Annotated in this window: 14 protein-coding genes; 1 reads left to right on the forward strand and 13 read right to left on the reverse strand. The window is 72.9% G+C overall.

What is annotated here, in order from left to right:
• Positions 1–13: 13 nt before the first annotated feature.
• From ABT160_RS29755 to ABT160_RS29780, 6 genes are all read right to left on the reverse strand, one after another.
• On the reverse strand, positions 14–730 hold the full coding sequence (locus ABT160_RS29755; RefSeq protein WP_351650993.1) for an ATP-binding cassette domain-containing protein: 717 nt from the start codon (positions 728–730) through the stop codon (positions 14–16).
• A 140-nt stretch (positions 731–870) separates the two neighbouring features.
• Entirely contained in the window at positions 871–1203 is a 333-nt protein-coding gene (locus ABT160_RS29760; protein ID WP_351650994.1) for a hypothetical protein, read from the reverse strand.
• A 113-nt stretch (positions 1204–1316) separates the two neighbouring features.
• Positions 1317–1685 (reverse strand): winged helix-turn-helix domain-containing protein, encoded by a 369-nt coding sequence (locus ABT160_RS29765; RefSeq protein ID WP_351650995.1) that lies wholly within the window; start codon positions 1683–1685, stop codon positions 1317–1319.
• On the reverse strand, positions 1682–2527 hold the full coding sequence (locus ABT160_RS29770; protein ID WP_351650996.1) for a hypothetical protein: 846 nt from the start codon (positions 2525–2527) through the stop codon (positions 1682–1684). The genes ABT160_RS29765 and ABT160_RS29770 overlap by 4 nt, the downstream gene beginning before the upstream one ends.
• A 149-nt stretch (positions 2528–2676) precedes the next feature.
• Positions 2677–3690, reverse strand: coding sequence for a bacteriocin fulvocin C-related protein (locus ABT160_RS29775; RefSeq protein ID WP_351650997.1), 1014 nt, complete (start codon positions 3688–3690; stop codon positions 2677–2679).
• Between the two features lie 448 nt (positions 3691–4138).
• Complete coding sequence (locus ABT160_RS29780) at positions 4139–7597, reverse strand: hypothetical protein (RefSeq protein WP_351650998.1); 3459 nt, start codon at positions 7595–7597, stop codon at positions 4139–4141.
• A gap of 215 nt (positions 7598–7812) precedes the next feature.
• On the opposite strand from ABT160_RS29780, the gene ABT160_RS29785 reads away from it, so the two are divergent.
• The gene (locus tag ABT160_RS29785; protein ID WP_351650999.1) at positions 7813–8142 is read left to right on the forward strand and encodes a deoxyxylulose-5-phosphate synthase; all 330 of its coding nucleotides are present in this window, start codon (positions 7813–7815) and stop codon (positions 8140–8142) included.
• A 314-nt stretch (positions 8143–8456) separates the two neighbouring features.
• Here the strand turns inward: ABT160_RS29785 and ABT160_RS29790 are convergent, their stop codons facing one another.
• From ABT160_RS29790 to ABT160_RS29820, 7 genes are all read right to left on the reverse strand, one after another.
• The gene (locus tag ABT160_RS29790; RefSeq protein WP_351651000.1) at positions 8457–9212 is read right to left on the reverse strand and encodes an amino acid ABC transporter ATP-binding protein; all 756 of its coding nucleotides are present in this window, start codon (positions 9210–9212) and stop codon (positions 8457–8459) included.
• On the reverse strand, positions 9209–10096 hold the full coding sequence (locus ABT160_RS29795; protein WP_351651001.1) for an amino acid ABC transporter permease: 888 nt from the start codon (positions 10094–10096) through the stop codon (positions 9209–9211). Before ABT160_RS29795 ends, ABT160_RS29790 begins: the two co-directional genes overlap by 4 nt.
• 10 nt (positions 10097–10106) lie before the next feature.
• Complete coding sequence (locus ABT160_RS29800; protein ID WP_351651002.1) at positions 10107–10979, reverse strand: ABC transporter substrate-binding protein; 873 nt, start codon at positions 10977–10979, stop codon at positions 10107–10109.
• Positions 10980–11204: 225 nt separating this feature from the next.
• Complete coding sequence (locus tag ABT160_RS29805; protein ID WP_351651003.1) at positions 11205–12041, reverse strand: SAM hydroxide adenosyltransferase; 837 nt, start codon at positions 12039–12041, stop codon at positions 11205–11207.
• 414 nt (positions 12042–12455) lie between these two features.
• Complete coding sequence (locus ABT160_RS29810) at positions 12456–13901, reverse strand: phytoene desaturase family protein (RefSeq protein WP_351651004.1); 1446 nt, start codon at positions 13899–13901, stop codon at positions 12456–12458.
• A gap of 14 nt (positions 13902–13915) precedes the next feature.
• Positions 13916–14122 (reverse strand): hypothetical protein, encoded by a 207-nt coding sequence (locus tag ABT160_RS29815; protein WP_351651005.1) that lies wholly within the window; start codon positions 14120–14122, stop codon positions 13916–13918.
• Positions 14123–14174: 52 nt separating this feature from the next.
• A complete protein-coding gene (locus ABT160_RS29820) occupies positions 14175–15026 on the reverse strand; it encodes a serine hydrolase domain-containing protein (RefSeq protein WP_351651006.1) in 852 nt (283 codons plus the stop codon).
• Between the last annotated feature and the right edge of the window lie 109 nt (positions 15027–15135).

Raw genomic sequence — 15135 nt, forward strand, 5'->3', positions numbered from 1 at the left:
CCACCCACGGCCCTCACCGCCGGGCCGCTTCGAGGTGCTCGAAGACCATGGCGGACACCGAGCCGTGCTCGGCGACCAGTTCGGCGGTCGGCTCCTCGGACACCAGCTGGCCCAGGTCGAGGAAGACGATCTTGTCGGAGAGCCGCTCCAGGACACCGAAGTCATGGGTGCACAGCAGGATGGAGCGCCCTTCCTCGCGCACCCGCCGGAACTCCTCCTCGGCGAGGTGGAGGGCTTCCAGGTCGATGCCGTTGAGCGTCTCGTCGATGACGGTCAGCGGGCGGCGCACCACGAGCGCGGACACCAGCTGGGTCTTCTTCCGCATGCCGTGCGAGTAGTCCTCGACGAGGTGGTCGTAGCGGCCCTCCATGGAGAACCTGCGGAACAGGGCGACGGCTTCGTCGTGGTCGACCTCGACCCCGTACAGCCGTCCCACCATGGTCAGGTACTCGCGGGCGGTGAGGAACTCGGGCAGGTAGTCGTTGCTGGACAGGTAGACGCACGCCTGCTTGGCCTCGGGCCGGTCGTGCGGGTGCCCGTCGACGGTGATGCTCCCCGACTGGAGGCGCACGAGGTCGAGGACGTTCCGGATGAGGGTGGACTTGCCGGAGCCGTTGGCACCCACGAGCCCGACGATCGTGCCCTCTTCCACGCTGAGGGACACGTTCAGGAGGACGTTGACGATGCCGTCGTAGGAATAGGTGACATCGCTGACTTTCAGGAGGGGCACAGCGGTGTGTTTCCTTTGCCTGTTTCCGTCAAGGTGCGGGGCGGGGCCCGGGAATCGTGCATACGGGGATGCAATTCCCGGGCACCCGTCGAAAGTCCGGTCGGACGGACAGCCGGTCAGCCGGACGGACCGTCAGACGGTCAGACGCATTCGGCGTGGACCTTCAGGCCGTAGTTCTCGAACGACCAGTTGCCGGAGAAGCTCTTCCCCTGCACCACCACGCACCAGATGACGAGACCGGCGAAGATCGTGGCACCGAGGCCGAGCACGACGGCGGTGAAGACCAGGAACCAGGCGTCGTAGCGGACGAGGCCCTCGTCCACCTTGGCCCGGACGGCCTCCACGGCGCGCGCCGGCGCGTTGGTGGCCGCCACGTACGCACCGATCGACGCGGAGGTGGGGCCCATGGCGGCAGCGGCCGCCACGGAATCGGTACCGAATTCGCTCTCGCGCACCAGAATTGACGCAGTCACGGAATTTCTCCCCTGTGGTTGGTGTTGACCTTATGAAGATTTCACTTCTCCGTCGGGTCCCACAGTGTCCGTGAGTACACTTTCGAGCTTCTTCCGGGCTTTCCCCTCCGGATTCAGGGAGTGAGCGGAGGGCGCGGCGCCTCCAAGCGCCGCACCAGGGCGCGCAACGCCCGGAGTTCTTCCTCCAGCGCGTGCGCGCCCTCGCGGGTGAGGGAGACCCAGGTACGCGGCCGCTTCCCCGCGTAGCCCTTCTCGATGGCGATCAGCCCGGACTCCTCGAGGACTTTCAAGTGGCGGGAGAGGTTGCCGTCGGTGACGGCGAGCTCCTTCTTCAGGAAGCCGAAGTCGACGCGGTCCGCCTCACGGGCGATGGTCAGGATCCCGAGGCGGACGCGCTGGTGGACGGTGTCGTCCAGGGCCTGGACCGGATGGGGCTCGGCCGGGGCGTCCGACGTACTGGTCCGTTCCTCGGCACCGCTCATGGGTCGAGCCTATCCGCACCCCGAGCGGCACGGCCGCCGCCGCGCACCGGGGCCGCCCACGCCACCGCGGCGCCGGCCAGCAGGACCAGGGCGAGCAGCAGGGCCTTGGCCTGGGGCCCGTCGAGCCACTCGGGGTGCTCCGGGCGGGTCCAGGGAACCAGGCCGGTCCCCCAGTCGGCGGCGAGGTAAGCGGTCAGCAGCAGGGTGTGGACCAGTCCGGTCAGGACGGCGGTACGGCTGCGCTCGACGACACCGAGCACGAGCAGTCCGGCGCCCATGAGGTACCAGGGCGAGCTGGCGTAGTCCAGGATCCTGTCGACCAGGGAAGGCGAACTGGTGAATCCGAGGTCGGCACCGAAGGCGATCCACAGCACGACGAAACCGAACATGCCCGAGAGGACCGCGGTGACGACGGTCCAGGCACGTCGGCGGGGAACGATGCCGCGCTCCTCACCGCGCCTGCGGTACCAGCGGGCGAACAGGAACCATGCCAGCGGGAGCACGAGGAACCAGCTGCCCCACGCCAGGCACCGCAGGACCGCACCGTCGAACTCGCCCTCCAGGCAAGGCTGTCCGGGCGTGTGCTCGACGCACAGCCCGATCAGCTCGGAGTAGGCGAAGGCCGGGTACGAGCCCAGGTACCGGCCGTGGGCACCGAAGTTGTAGGCGTAGCGGCCGATCGGTACGGCGGCGAGCGCGAGCAGCCCGCAACCGAACAGGGCCACCCGCGCACCGTCCATGTGCCGCCGGGCCCCGGTGCGCAGGTCCGCGGTGGCGGCGAGCAGGCCCGCCGCTTCTCGCGGAGTGGTCGGAGTCGTACCGCTGAGCTTCGGTTCTCCCATGGTTCCCCCTGGCTCCCGATGGTCGTGGGATCCGGGCGCGGTGCTGGGCCGTCCCGGACTTTGCATCACAAAGTAAATACACTCTGCGTTGCAAAGTAGGCTTCGGTCAAGGGGGAGTTGACGCGGCCCGCTGTCGCCCACCGCGTCCGTCAGTTCGTACAGGTCCCGTTGCACTGGTAGAGGCCCAGGAAGCCGCACCCCGAGGTCGTGGTGCAGAAGCAGCACTGGCAGCGCGGGCCCTCCCACACCGTGCACCACTGCGAGGTGGTGCTGCAGTTGCACGTCGCCTGCGGGCCGGCCGCCGTCCTGCCGCGCGACGACGGCGCGCTGTCGGCGGGGCCGAGGGTCACCAGGAGCGCGGCGCTGTCCGCGAGGCCGAACGCCTCCTTGGCCGCCGCTTCCACGCCGGAGATGCGGCGCTGGAGTTGCGACCCCGGCCGCGGCTCGCCCCCGGCGAAGGTGGCCTCGGAGTGCGCCAGGGCCAACGCCTCGTGGACGACGCGCTGTTGGCGCGCGGTCAGCGTCGGCTGCGCGGCCTGGAAGTGCTCCAGGTGGTCGACCCACACCCGGCTGCGCTCGGCCGGGGACAGCTCGACCAGCACGGCCTGGCGGAGGGCCGAGGGCAGGGGTGCGATGTCCGTGTAGGTACGCGGCAGACCGGCGCGGTGCGCGGCGACCCAGGACCGGGCCTCGGTCTGCGCCGAACGGGCGAAGGCGGGCGACTGCCCCGCGAGCGTCATGCCGACCGCGGTGCTGACACCGCCCGCGAGCAGCAGGAAGCGCTTGCGGCTCACGCCCGGGCGGTCCCGCTCCGCGGCCCCCTCGGCGGCGGTCAACGGCTGCCCGGTGCGGGCCGCGTGGCGCAGCGTGCCCAGGGCGACGAGTACGCGACCGGTCGCGCGCGGCCCGAGCCGCCGCACCAGCGGGGGCGCCATGCGGGGCCCCGTCCAGGCACGTGCCGAGCCGTCGGTCACCCGCAGCAGGGTCGGCGCCCACGCGGGGTCGGCGCCCATGGCCTCCTCGCGCCACCGCCGTACGTCCGCGTCGGTCAGTGGCAACACCTCCAACGTGCCGCCACTGGCCTCGGCGACGGCGGACGACACCGCCGTGCACGTCCCGCAGGACGAGTCGAACGCCAGGATCCAACGTGTCGTGAGCTGCATTTTCCTGCCCTCCGCTGGCTGCATCAGCTGCGGTCGTCGCCACGAGGGGACCAGGAGCCGCGCGGATTCCGAGCATGCCGGTGACACGCGGCGTCGGCCGTGGTGTCACACGGCGGTGTGGTCGTGCTGATTCGGGCAACAGCCGCATTCGGACGTCAGTAGACGCCAGTAACTGTGTCGTCTCCTCGGGGCCGTTGCCAGCAGACTTCAGGTCGTTGTCCCTTTCGCGCTCCTGTACGTTTCCCCGACCCGTGCGGCGACCCCACGACGGCATCGGCCGGACGACGCGCCGGGCCGCCGATGCGGGAGGGCGTCAAGTGGACTGGCGTGACGGGTGGTTGGGGCCACGGGTACGTACGTCGCGGGGACGCGGGCACTCGACGACGCCGGACACGAGACCGGAAAGCGCTATCACCCGGTTCGCCGCCATCGGGTTCCGTCGGTCCCCTCACCCCGTCGCGGTCAGCACCGTCCTGGCTTCCGCCCGCACCTCCGGGCACCCGTGCCCGCGCAGGCGGCGCAGCAGCGCGCGCCACTCCTCGGGCCACTCCAGGAAGCCTCCCGCGGCGGCGACCACTCCCGTCGCGAGCAGGCCGCGCACGAGTGTGCCGTCGTCGATCTGCCGCTCGACCGCGTCGCGCACATCGCCCGTCCCGAACAGCACGTGCCACGGCTCCCATTGGCGTGGCATGTCTCTGGTCAGACGGGCCGCGACGACCACGCCCGCCGCCTCCAGCGCGTCGGCGAAGTCTCCCAGGCAGTGGGCGAACCGGGTTCCGACGGTGTTGCGGACCAGGAGCGAGTGGAGCAGCCCGGCCCGTTCGGTGGCCAGGAGCGGCTCGTCGGCCAGGAGCCGGGCCACGGCCTCGGTCGCCGTCTCGACCAGCGCGCCGCTACCGCGACCGGACCAGGTCACTTCGACCAGGGTGCGCAGGCGTTGCAGCGCCGGCAGGTCCTGGTCGGTTCCCGTCTCGTGCAGCGGGTCGTAGTCGTGGCTCGCGGCCAGCAGACGGGTCAGCGTCGAGTGGTAGGCACTGCCGGGCAGGGTGCCCCCGAGGGGATGGGGCAGTCCGGAGACGCCCAGGTCACGGATGGCACTGGCCGCGTTGCTCCAGTGGTCGTGGGCCTCCGGGACGCAGACGACGTCGGCCATGCGGGAGACCAGTTCGGGACCGTACGGGAACCAGGCCCGCAAACCGTGGTAGGCCGCGTAGACGAAGACACCGTCGTCTCGGGAGGCCCAGCGCGGATACCCGTCGGCGACCACGCGCGCGAAGCGCGTGCGCTGGGCCGCTGCCATCCGCGCCGGGTCGGTGCACAGGACCGCTCGCAGCGTGGGACGGTCGGTGCCGCGGGCGGCTTCCTCGAACAGGCGCAGGATCGCGGGCTCTTCGAGCAGCGGCAGGGCCGCCTCGATCACGGCGAGTCGTACGTCGGGGTGGGCGTCGGGCGCGTGGAAGGCACCGTTCAGCAGGGCGGCGGCCCGGCCGCGCGGGAGGTACCGGGCGGCCAGGCGCACCGCCTCCTTGCGGGAGGTGACCTTGACCGGCGTGGTGTCGGTGAGCAACGCGCCGAGCGCCGTCCCGAGTCGGGACGGTGCGGTGGACGAGGCCGCCCGCGAGGCCGCGTACACCGCGACGCGTGCGCGGTCGCCGCCCGCTTCGGCCAGGAGGACCGGGACGGCCTCCTGGGGGCGATCCGTCCGGGAGAGCGCGGCGAGGGCGGCCTCCGCGACGACGGTGGACCCGTCGTCCTTGAAGGCGAGCGCCAGCGCGTGACCGTAATCCGGCACGGCCGCGGCCTCGCGGATCACGGCGGCCCGCTCGTCCAGCGGCAGCCCCGTGTCGGCGGCCGCCTCGGCGGCCAGCCGCGCGGCGGCCCGCTGCTGGCGGGGCAGCCAGCGTGCGCTGTGGGCGAAGTCGGGCAGCGGGCGCCGGGCGCCTTCGACGAGGAAGCGGCCGTACGGGGGCGACGCGGCGAGCAGGACGTCCAGCAGGTCGGTACGGCGACGGGCGAGCACGTCCCGTACCGGCGCGAGGACGGCGGCGGACGGCTCGCGCTCCAGGATGCGGGCCACGCGCGCGTCCCGGGTGGCGGGCGCCGCCAGCCACAGCTCGGCAGCCTCTTCGAAGGCGGCGTCGTCGCCCCGATCCAGGGCGGTGACCAGCATGTCCTGGAGCTCGGACATCCGGTCAGCCCGGGCGCCCAGCGCGCGGGTGAGGCCCAGCAGCAGCCGGAAGTCGCTGCGCGCGGCCGCCGCGTCGAGCCACGGCTTCAGGGCCCGCAGGACCTGGTACTCCTGGCCCTGCGGCAGCACGCGGTGCAGGGGGCCGAAGTCCGGGACGCCGACCCGTCCGGTGATCCGGCCGAGCGTGCGCAGGGCCCACTGGGCGAGCGGCGCGGCCGTGCTGTCGGTCCTGGTCCCGGCCGGCGCTTCGGCCCCGGCGTGGTCGATCAGGACGCGTTCGGCGAGCCTGCGCAGAGCGAGGCGGGTGGCGGCCGAACAGTCCCGCGCGTCCAGGACACCGGCGGCCAGAGCGTCGAGGACTTCGGCGACGGGGGCGTCTGCCGCTCCGCCCCCACCGGCGCGGAACAGCCCCGGACGGGAGTCCGCCATCGCGCCCAGGGCCTGGGCACGAACGGTGTCCCGGTCGTTGCGCAACCGCCCTACCAGACCCAGGAGTTCATCGCCCGCCTCCGGACTGCCGTCGCGTGCCACGCACGCGACCAGCTGGCGCCAGGCGTAGCCCCGGTCGTCCGCGTCGGATCGCGCGATCCCCTCGTACAGCCTCCCGCGCGCCTCGGCGAAGGACCCGTGGGCGAGCACGCTGAGGTCGTGATACCAGTCCAGCGCGTCGTCTGACTCCTCCGCCACGGCCCTTCGCACCCAGTCCCACCGGCTCTCGCGCGGCAGCGACTCGTACACGGCGGCGAACGGGTCGCGAGAGGTGCCCCTGGCGACGACCTCCGTGAGGTACGCGACCCGACGGGCCGGGGGCATGGCCTCGACCAGCGGGGCCAGCTGTACGTCCCAGTTGGCCCATGTGACGCCCAGGTCGGGGAGGGACGGCGGTTCGGCACGCACGAGGGCCCGCAGCACGCCCGGCGGCAGGATCTGCGCATGGCGTCCCTGCTCGCGCTCGGGTGCGCAGAGCCAGCGCACCAGGCGTTCGGCGTCCGCCTTCACCAGCGCGCCGAGTCCGCCGTACAGTCCGGCCGGAAGGCGCGGCGGGCCGAACCGGTCCAGCAGCTCCATGACGGCTTCCGGGAGCCGGTGCGCGATGCCGGCGATCAGGGTGGCGTTGCGGGCCCACCACGACGTGCGGGCTCCGTCGTCGGGCGCCTCGGCGAGCGCCACCGCGGCGTGCGCGACGACCGCCTCCGGATGGCGCCTGCCGATTCGCGGCCAGTCCTCCACCGCATGGGCCAGACCCGGCAGCTCGCGGGCGACGAAGTCACCGGAGCAGGCGGGCAGCAGCCTGGCCGCCTCCGCGTCGCCCCACTCCCGGCGCAACCGCCCCACGAGTCGCTCAGCGAGTACGGTGCACGCGCCGTCGGCCAGTACGCGCGCGAGCCGCCGCCGCAGTGCCGAAGGCGCGTCCTCGTACGCCGCCTCGACGTCGGCGTCCGGCAGGCCCAGTTCGCGTACACCGCGCAGGGCATACCCGGAGACCACGGGGTCCGGGTCGGCGATGCGGGCACCGAGATGAACACCGTCGCGCCCGACGAGTGCGGCCAGGGCCGCCAGACGGCGTTCGTACGTTCCCCGCGCGTCGAGGTCGGCGAGGAGCGGCGCGAGGGCGTTCTCGGCGGCGAGACGGTGTGCGGTGAGGGCGGTGTGGCGGAGGCGCGCGGCGAAGGGCAGCGGTTCGAGTGCGGCGAGGAACGGGTCCGCGGCGTTGTGCATCAGGTAATGATCGCCGATGGGAAGCGGGTCACGCGATCGGATATCGCCGCCACGGTCGCGCGGCGGGGTGCTGGTGGGGCCGGGCGACACGGAATCCCGAGGACGCACGCACCGGAGGACGCACGCACCGCAAGGTGCTGGGGGCCTTCGGGCGACCGCCTCTCGGGGCGCATACTCGCTGGCCGGTCCGTGGGCCCGGACCCTAGGCTGGGCCCATGCCCACCGCGAGGACCTCCTACGTCTGCCTTCCGTGCCGGGCCTCGTACAAGCAGTCCTACGACGCCACGAGGCAGCGGGTCTGTCCGCGTTGTGCGGGACCGATGATCCACGTCGGGTCGGCCTTCGCCCCGCCCCCTCGACGGGACGCCGAGGCGTGGCGGGCCCTCGGACTCCTGCTCAACGCCGGTGTCCGCTTCCACAAGAGCTGCTGCGGCGGACCGGGGTTCCGGCCCCGGACGCTGCACGAGGTGCGCGAGCGCATGACGTACGCGCGGCGCACCGGCATCCCGGCCGCCGAGGCACTCGTACGACCCGTCGTGCCGTAGGGCCTGTCCGCTCAGCCGGTCTCCGGCAGCGGGGTGCCGGAGGTCCACGCTCTGGGGCTCAGATCGCGCCTTCTTCTTCGCCGACTGCCGCTCGCGCGCGAGCATCAGCTCATCACGCTCGGCGGCGTGCGCCACGGCCCGGAAGCGTGCGGGGTCGGCACGACGACGCTCCGACCGGTCATGCGTCAAGATCATCTTCGTGTCCACGGTAACGCGCTTGCCCTGCCGTGCGAGCCCGTCGTCCCGTCGTACCGACCCGCCCTCCATCGCCCCGCCTCGACCGGCCGATCGCCGCCGGCGAACCTGTCAAGCGCCTACGTCCCCGCTGGCCTGCCCTCCAGTGCCCGGGCGAGGAAGCGCCGGGTCGCCTTCTCGCGGGGTGCGGTGAGGACCTGCTCGGCGGTGCCCTGCTCCACGATGACGCCGTCCTCCAGGAAGCAGACCCGGTCCGCCACGCGGCGCGCGAAGTCCATCTCGTGGGTGGCCATCAGGATCGTCAGGCCGCGCTGCTTGAGGTCGGCGACCACGTCCAGGACCTCGCCGACCAGTTCGGGGTCGAGGGCCGAGGTGATCTCGTCGAAGAGCAGCAGCTCCGGTTCGGTGGCCAGGGCGCGGGCGATGGCAGCGCGCTGCTGCTGCCCGCCGGAGAGCCGGTCGGGGTGCTCGTCGGCCTTGTCCGCGAGGCCGAGGCGGGCCAGGAGCTCGCGGGCCCGCTCCTCGGCCCGCTTGCGCGGGACGCCGTGGACGCGGCGGGGCGCGAGCGTGATGTTGTCCAGCACGCTCAGGTGCGGGAACAGGTTGTACGCCTGGAAGACGATGCCGATCCGCCGGCGGGCGACGTCGGGGTCGAGGCGGGGGTCGGTGAGTTCGGTGTCACCGAGGTGGACGGTCCCGTCGTCGACGACGTCCAGGAGGTCGACGCAGCGCAGCAGGGTCGACTTGCCCGACCCCGAGCCGCCGATCAGGCAGACCACCTGGTGCTCGGCCACGTCCAGGTCGATCGAGCGCAGGACGAGCCGCGTCCCGTACTGCTTGCGGACGCCGCGGATGCGCAGCAGCGGCTCGCTCATCGTCCCGCCTCCGCCCAGGTGCGGCGCGCCGCGCGGCGCTGGAGCCGGTCGGCGAAGCGGGTCAGCGGGATGGTGACCGCGATGAACAAGAGCGCCGCTCCCAGGTACGGGGTGTAGTTGAAGTCGTAGTCCGCCTTGATCTGCGCGGCGCGCAGCACTTCCAGCGGTCCGAGGACGGCGACCAGCGCCGTGTCCTTCTGCAGGGCGATGAAGTCGTTGAGCAGCGGCGGCAGTACGTTGCGCACGGCCTGCGGCAGCACCACGTGCCGCAGGGTCTGCCGCTCGTTCAGCCCCAGCGCCCGGGCGGCGTTGCGCTGCGCGGGGTGTACGGAGTTCAGCCCGGCCCGCAGCACCTCCGCGACGTACGCGGTGTAGGAGAGGACCAGCGCGATCACGCCGAGCACCCAGGGCTGCGAGGGGGTGCCCTGCAGTTGCAGCGCGGGCAGTCCGAAGCCGACGAGGAAGACGAGGAGCAGGGTCGGGACCCCGCGGAAGACGTCCACGTAGACGGTGGCGGCGAGGCGCAGCGGCTGCAGGCCCGGGGCGCGGGTCACCCTGACCAGGGCGATCAGCAGGCCGAGGACGAGGATGAGCACCTCGGCGATGAGGAACATCTGGATGTTGAGCCAGAAGCCGCGCAGCAGCTCCGGGAACGCGTCCCGGAACTCGACGCCGTCGAGGAAGAGGCTGCGCACCCGGTCCCAGCCCGGCGAGGCCACGGCCCCGCCGGCCAGGGCCACCAGGGCGACGAGGGTGCAGAGCGAGGCGATCCAGGTCTGGCGGCGCTTGCGGGAGCGGCGGAACCGCTCGCGTTCGCGCTCGTGGTCGCTGGGCCGGTACGCGGCGTCCGCCGGTAGCGGCTCGGCCGTCTTGCTGAGGTCCACGGTCGTGCCCCTACTGCTTCAGCTCGGGCACGTTGGCCGAGGCCGAGAGCCACTTGGTGGTGAGGCGGGCGAGCGTGCCGTCGGCCTTGAGGGAGGCCAGCGCCTGGTTCACGCAGCTGGTGTAGCGGCTGCCCTTGGGCAGGAGCAGTCCGAACTCCTCCGTGGTGCCGCCCTCGTAGCTGAACTGCCCGGTGATCTTGGCGTTGTTGACCTCGGCGCCCGCCAGGTAGAACACGGTCGGGAGGTCGGTCACGATCGCGTCGATCTGGCCGTTCTGCAGTGCGTTGACCTCGTCCTTGGTCGTGTTGAAGACGCTGGGCTGCTGCGCGGGCTTGAGCCGGTCGAGCACCGCCTGGTAGCTGGTCGTCGCCACCTGGACGCCGATTTTCGCGTTCTTGAACTCGGCCAGGGAGGTGGCGTTCGCGAACTTCGACTTCTTCACCGTCAGGATGGCCTGGTTGGCCGTGTAGTAACTCGAGGAGAAGTCAACGGCTTTGGCGCGCTGAGGGGTGACGGAAATCTGGTTGATGTCGAAGTCGAAGGACTTCGCGCCGGGCGCGTAGGAATGGGCGAAGGGCTCGACGACCCACTTCACCTGTTCCTTGGCGAATCCCAGCTTTCCGGCCACCGCGTAGGCCACGGCGCTTTCGAACCCCTTGCCGTTGGAGGGGGTGTTGCTGTCGAACCAGGGCTCGTAGGCCGGGGAGTCGGTCGCGACGGTGAGCTGGCCGCGCTTGTGCAGGCCAGGGCTGTCGACCGAGCAGTCGGCGGCCTTCGAGCCGCCCGCTTCGGGGGTGCTCTGCGGCTGGGGCGCGCAGGCGCCGGCCAGCAGTGTGACGGCGGTGGCGGCGGAGGCTATGAGAACCGTTCGGGAACGGAACACGGTGAATCCTTAGGAAGAAAGTCCGGTGACCGGAAACGAGATCGACGTGGTCGTTGGGGAGTGGTACGCGGCGTTCAGCGACAGAGGTCGGCGGCGCACCGCACATGGTCCACGTGACGGCGGCGTACCAGCAGGGGAGTTCCGGACATACGGGGAAGCATTCCGGCTGGTGGAGACCGTAGTCAATCGTGCCCGTGGGCAATGGGGTAACGCGTTCATAACATGTCAGCTGGTGAGATGCAGTACTTCATCACCCTGGCGCAGGCCGAACAACTCGGCGGCGGAACCGCCGCGGACCACCAGTTCGGCGAAGCCGACTCCGGAGCTTCCCACCGTGATGCCCGGCTCGCCGAGCGGCACGTCGGGGAGGCGGTCGTAACAGCGCACCCGGACGTCCTTGCCCTCGGCCCGGTTGCGGACCAGCAGGCTCTTGGCCGGTGTGTACCCCGGCAGTTCGGCGGCGGGGCGGTCGAGCTTGCAGTTGCCGAAGTTGTCCACGACGGCGACCCGCACCTCGGCGGCGGCGGGCGGGCGCACCTCCGTGGCCCGGGCCGGGACGGGGTGGCCGTCGGCCAGCCAGCGGGCCAGCAGGGGCGCGTACCACAGGCTGCGGAACTGGGTCCGGGCGACTTCTTCGATCTGGTCGGCGTCGAGCGTGGCCCATCCGGCGGCGGCGGCCTCCAGTACCTCGCGCACATCGGTGACGTGGGCCTCCGTCACGCCCAGGTAGGACGCCAGGGGGGCGAGGACGCGGGGGTTGGCCGTGCTGACCACGAGGTGGTCGCCGTGGCGGAAGTAGCAGAAGGGCACGCCGTTGGGCCAGTGCCCGTCCCTGGGGGCGATGTTGACGAGGACCACCACGGGCTGCGCCGGTCCGCCGATCAGGGAGGTGGAGCGCAGCAGGTCGAGCAGGGTGAGGGCGGCGGCGCCCTCCGGGTCGGGACCGTCCAGCGGCAGGACGGTGGGCGTCGCGCCGAAGAGGGTGGCGATGCGGGCTGACTGCCGCGCGAGTGCGTTGGGGTCGGCGCAGTCGGTGAGGGAGACGACGGGGAGGTGGGCCATGACGGGACTTCGCTTTCCGTTGAGCATGGGTGGAGCCGGGGGCGGACTGCGGTGGTCGAGCGGGGGTCGGGCGGGGGTCGGGCTGTGATCGGGCTTCCGTCGGCGGCGACGGGGACCGGTACGGGCGTGGAGTGGGCCGGGCCTGGAGGGGGCGGCGTGGGTCCCGGGGGTCGGGGCGCATCCGGGGCGGGTCCGGGCGGGTCCGGGCAACAAAAAAGGACCCTCCGTGTCCGGAGGGTCCGCTGCGCCTGTGCGCACACCGCTTCGCTAGCGAAGCGCCTCCGGGTCCGGGGGCATCATTCGCATCATCATGGCGAGGCTGGTGAGGTGCTGCATGGCCGGGACGGTAGCACGCCCGGGCAGGTGGGGAGGACGGCTGTCCACGGAATGGGCCGGGGGCGGTGGCCAGCCCGGCTACCGCCCCGGTGCGCGCCCGTCCCTCCTGCGCTCCGGCAGGCTCGCCAGTGCCGACCTCGCCGCGTGGTAGCCGCACATGCCGTGCACCGAAGGGCCGGGCGGGGTGGCCGACGAGCACAGCCAGGTGCCGGGCAGCGGTGTGCGGTAGGGGTTCCAGCGGGGTACGGGACGGGCCAGCGTCTGCCACAGGGTCATCGCGCCCGAGCCGATGTCGCCGCCCACGTAGTTCGCGTTGTACGCCCCGAGCCGCGCCGCCGACACCCCGCGCTCGGCGAGCACCGTGTCCGTGAAGCCGGGCGCGTGGCGTTCCAGGGCCGTACGGATCATGGGGAGCGGGTCCGTGGTGTCGCCGTTGGGCACGTGCGCGTACGCCCAGACGGGCCGTCGGCCCCGGACGGCCCGCCCGGGGTCGGCGGCGGCCGGGTCGACCACGATCATGAACGGGTGCGCCACCCGTGCGCCGCGCGCCGTCAGCGTCTCGGCGCGGGCGAGCTGGGCCGCCGTGCCGTGGGCGCCGCCCAGGTGGACGGTGGCGGCCCGGCCGAGGCGCGGGTCCGCCCACGGGATCGGGCCCTCGACCAGGAAGTCCGCCTTGGCGGCGCCGGGGCCGTACCGGTAGCGGGACAATGCGCGGAGGTAGCCGGGGGGCAGCGCGGCGATGCGGGCGAGTTCGCGGGGCGAGACGTCGAGCAGCGTGAGCCGGCGGGCGGGCAGGTCCCGCAGGTCGTCCACCCTGGCGCCGGTGTGGATCCGGCCGCCGAGCCGCTCGATCTGCCGGGCCATGGCCGCGGCGACGGTCCCGGAGCCGCCGCGGGCCACGGGCCAGCCGGTGGTGTGCGCGAGGTGGCCGAGGAGCAGCGCCACCGCGGCCGTCGCCGGTGAGGGCAGGCGGCCGATGCCGTGGGCGGCCACGCCGGTGAGGAGTGCCCGTGCCTCCTGCGTGCGCAGGCCGCCGCCGGCGCGGAGGGCCTGGGCCGGGAGGCGGGCGGCCAGCAGGGCGACGGCGCGGGGTGGGGGCAGGGCGCGCTGGGTGGAGAGCATGAACTCCACGACGTCCGCCGAGTGTTCCATCAGCGGCAGCATCAGCCGCCGCCAGCGGGGCCCGTCGGCGCCGAGCCCGGCGCACGTGGTGTCGAGGTCGCGCCAGGCCAGTGCGGCGGGACGGTCCGTGAAGGCGTGTGCGTACGCGGCCGGTGAGTGCAGCAACTCCACGCCGTGGAAGTCGAGTTCGAGCGAGCGCATGAACGGGGACGCGGGCGCCATGGGGTGGACGGCCGCGCAGATGTCGTGCACCACGTCGGAGTCGAACAGCGCCTCCGTACGCAGTCCCCCGCCGAGCCGCTCGTGCGCCTCGAACACTTCGACGCGGAGCCCGGCGCGGGCCAGGGTGAGCGCGGCGGCGAGACCGTTCGGTCCCGAGCCCACGACGACGGCATCGGTCACGGGTGTCCTCGCGTTCAGTGGAAGGCCAGCCAGCCGAGGCCCAGTACGCCCACCAGGCCGGTGGCGACCGCGGCGGCGCGGCGGTCGCGGTGCAGCGCGGCCCACAGCAGCGCGCACGTGCCGAGCACGGCGCAGGTGCCGAGCGCGGCGCGCAACGGCCCGTGGCTGTAGCCGAGTTCGCCGAAGTTGTCCGCCAGCCAGGCGATCCAGCCGATCCTCATGTCTCTCCGTACGTCTCTCCGTGGCTTGCCGGGCGGCCCTGCGCGGCCCGGGTCAGGACCGGCCGCGCGGCTCGGGGGCCGCGAGGAGGGTCTGCCGGGCGAGGCGGTCGGTGGCGGCCGCGTCGCCCAGGCGGTGCAGGACGATCCAGCGCCCGTCGTCGTGCGCGGCCGCCAGGACGGACGAGCCGCGCGTCGCGCCGTTGTGCCAGCGGACGCCGGAGCCGTACTGCCAGGTCAGCGCGGGTTCGCCGAGCCGGTGTTCGACGAGGAGCCCGACCGTGGCGCGGGCCAGGGTCCGGCAGGTGGCCCAGAGCCCGCCGGCGGGCGCGATCGGCCCGGTCAGCGTCCACAGGGGCTTCGGCCTGCCCAACAGGCCGCGTGGGACGAGGCGTTGACCCTGCGGCGGCTCCGCCGTCACCGCGCCCGCCGCGAGCCCGAGCGGCCTCAGGACGTGGTCGTCCAGGAGCCGTTGGTAGGGCTGCCCGGTGACGGCGGTGAGCGCGCGCCCGAGCACGGCGTACCCGAGGTTGGAGTACTCCGCCACCCCCAGCTCGCCCGAGGCGACCCGGTCCAGCTCGCCGAGGCAGGCGTCCAGGGCGTGCGGCGTGAAGGCCGCGTACGGGTCGCCGTGCGGGCCGGCGAGGACATCGGGCAGCCGCGGCAGCCCGGAGGTGTGCTCGGCGAGGTGGCGCAGTGAGATGCCGGTGCCGCCGGGCACTTCGGCCAGGCAGTCCTCCAGCGGCGTGTCGAGCCCGACCGTGCCGTCCTGGGCCAGCCGCCCCAGGACCGTACCGGTGAACACCTTGCTGAGGGACCCGATCTCGACGAAGCGGTCCTGGTCGTGGCCGTGGCCGGTGCGGTCCTCGATGCCGGGGCCGCCCAGCAGGCACAGGGGGGTGGGCACGGTGGTGGTCGCTCCTGTCAGACATCCCATGCCGTAGCGGTGTCAAGCTGCGGTTGGGAGGGTTGCGTGGTGTGACCAGGCGGTGGCCTCGTCGTAGGGGGTACGGGTC

The organism is Streptomyces sp. NPDC001941 (genome assembly GCF_040296945.1).
GTDB lineage: Bacteria > Actinomycetota > Actinomycetes > Streptomycetales > Streptomycetaceae > Streptomyces.

Coding starts and splice junctions, on each gene's coding strand:
- ABT160_RS29790 (WP_351651000.1), bottom strand. CDS start 9,212: ATGAGCGAGCCGCTGCTGCGCATCCGCGGCGTCCGCAAGCAGTACGGG.
- ABT160_RS29770 (WP_351650996.1), bottom strand. CDS start 2,527: ATGGGAGAACCGAAGCTCAGCGGTACGACTCCGACCACTCCGCGAGAA.
- ABT160_RS29780 (WP_351650998.1), bottom strand. CDS start 7,597: ATGCACAACGCCGCGGACCCGTTCCTCGCCGCACTCGAACCGCTGCCC.
- ABT160_RS29805 (WP_351651003.1), bottom strand. CDS start 12,041: ATGGCCCACCTCCCCGTCGTCTCCCTCACCGACTGCGCCGACCCCAAC.
- ABT160_RS29775 (WP_351650997.1), bottom strand. CDS start 3,690: ATGCAGCTCACGACACGTTGGATCCTGGCGTTCGACTCGTCCTGCGGG.
- ABT160_RS29785 (WP_351650999.1), top strand. CDS start 7,813: ATGCCCACCGCGAGGACCTCCTACGTCTGCCTTCCGTGCCGGGCCTCG.
- ABT160_RS29815 (WP_351651005.1), bottom strand. CDS start 14,122: ATGAGGATCGGCTGGATCGCCTGGCTGGCGGACAACTTCGGCGAACTC.
- ABT160_RS29765 (WP_351650995.1), bottom strand. CDS start 1,685: ATGAGCGGTGCCGAGGAACGGACCAGTACGTCGGACGCCCCGGCCGAG.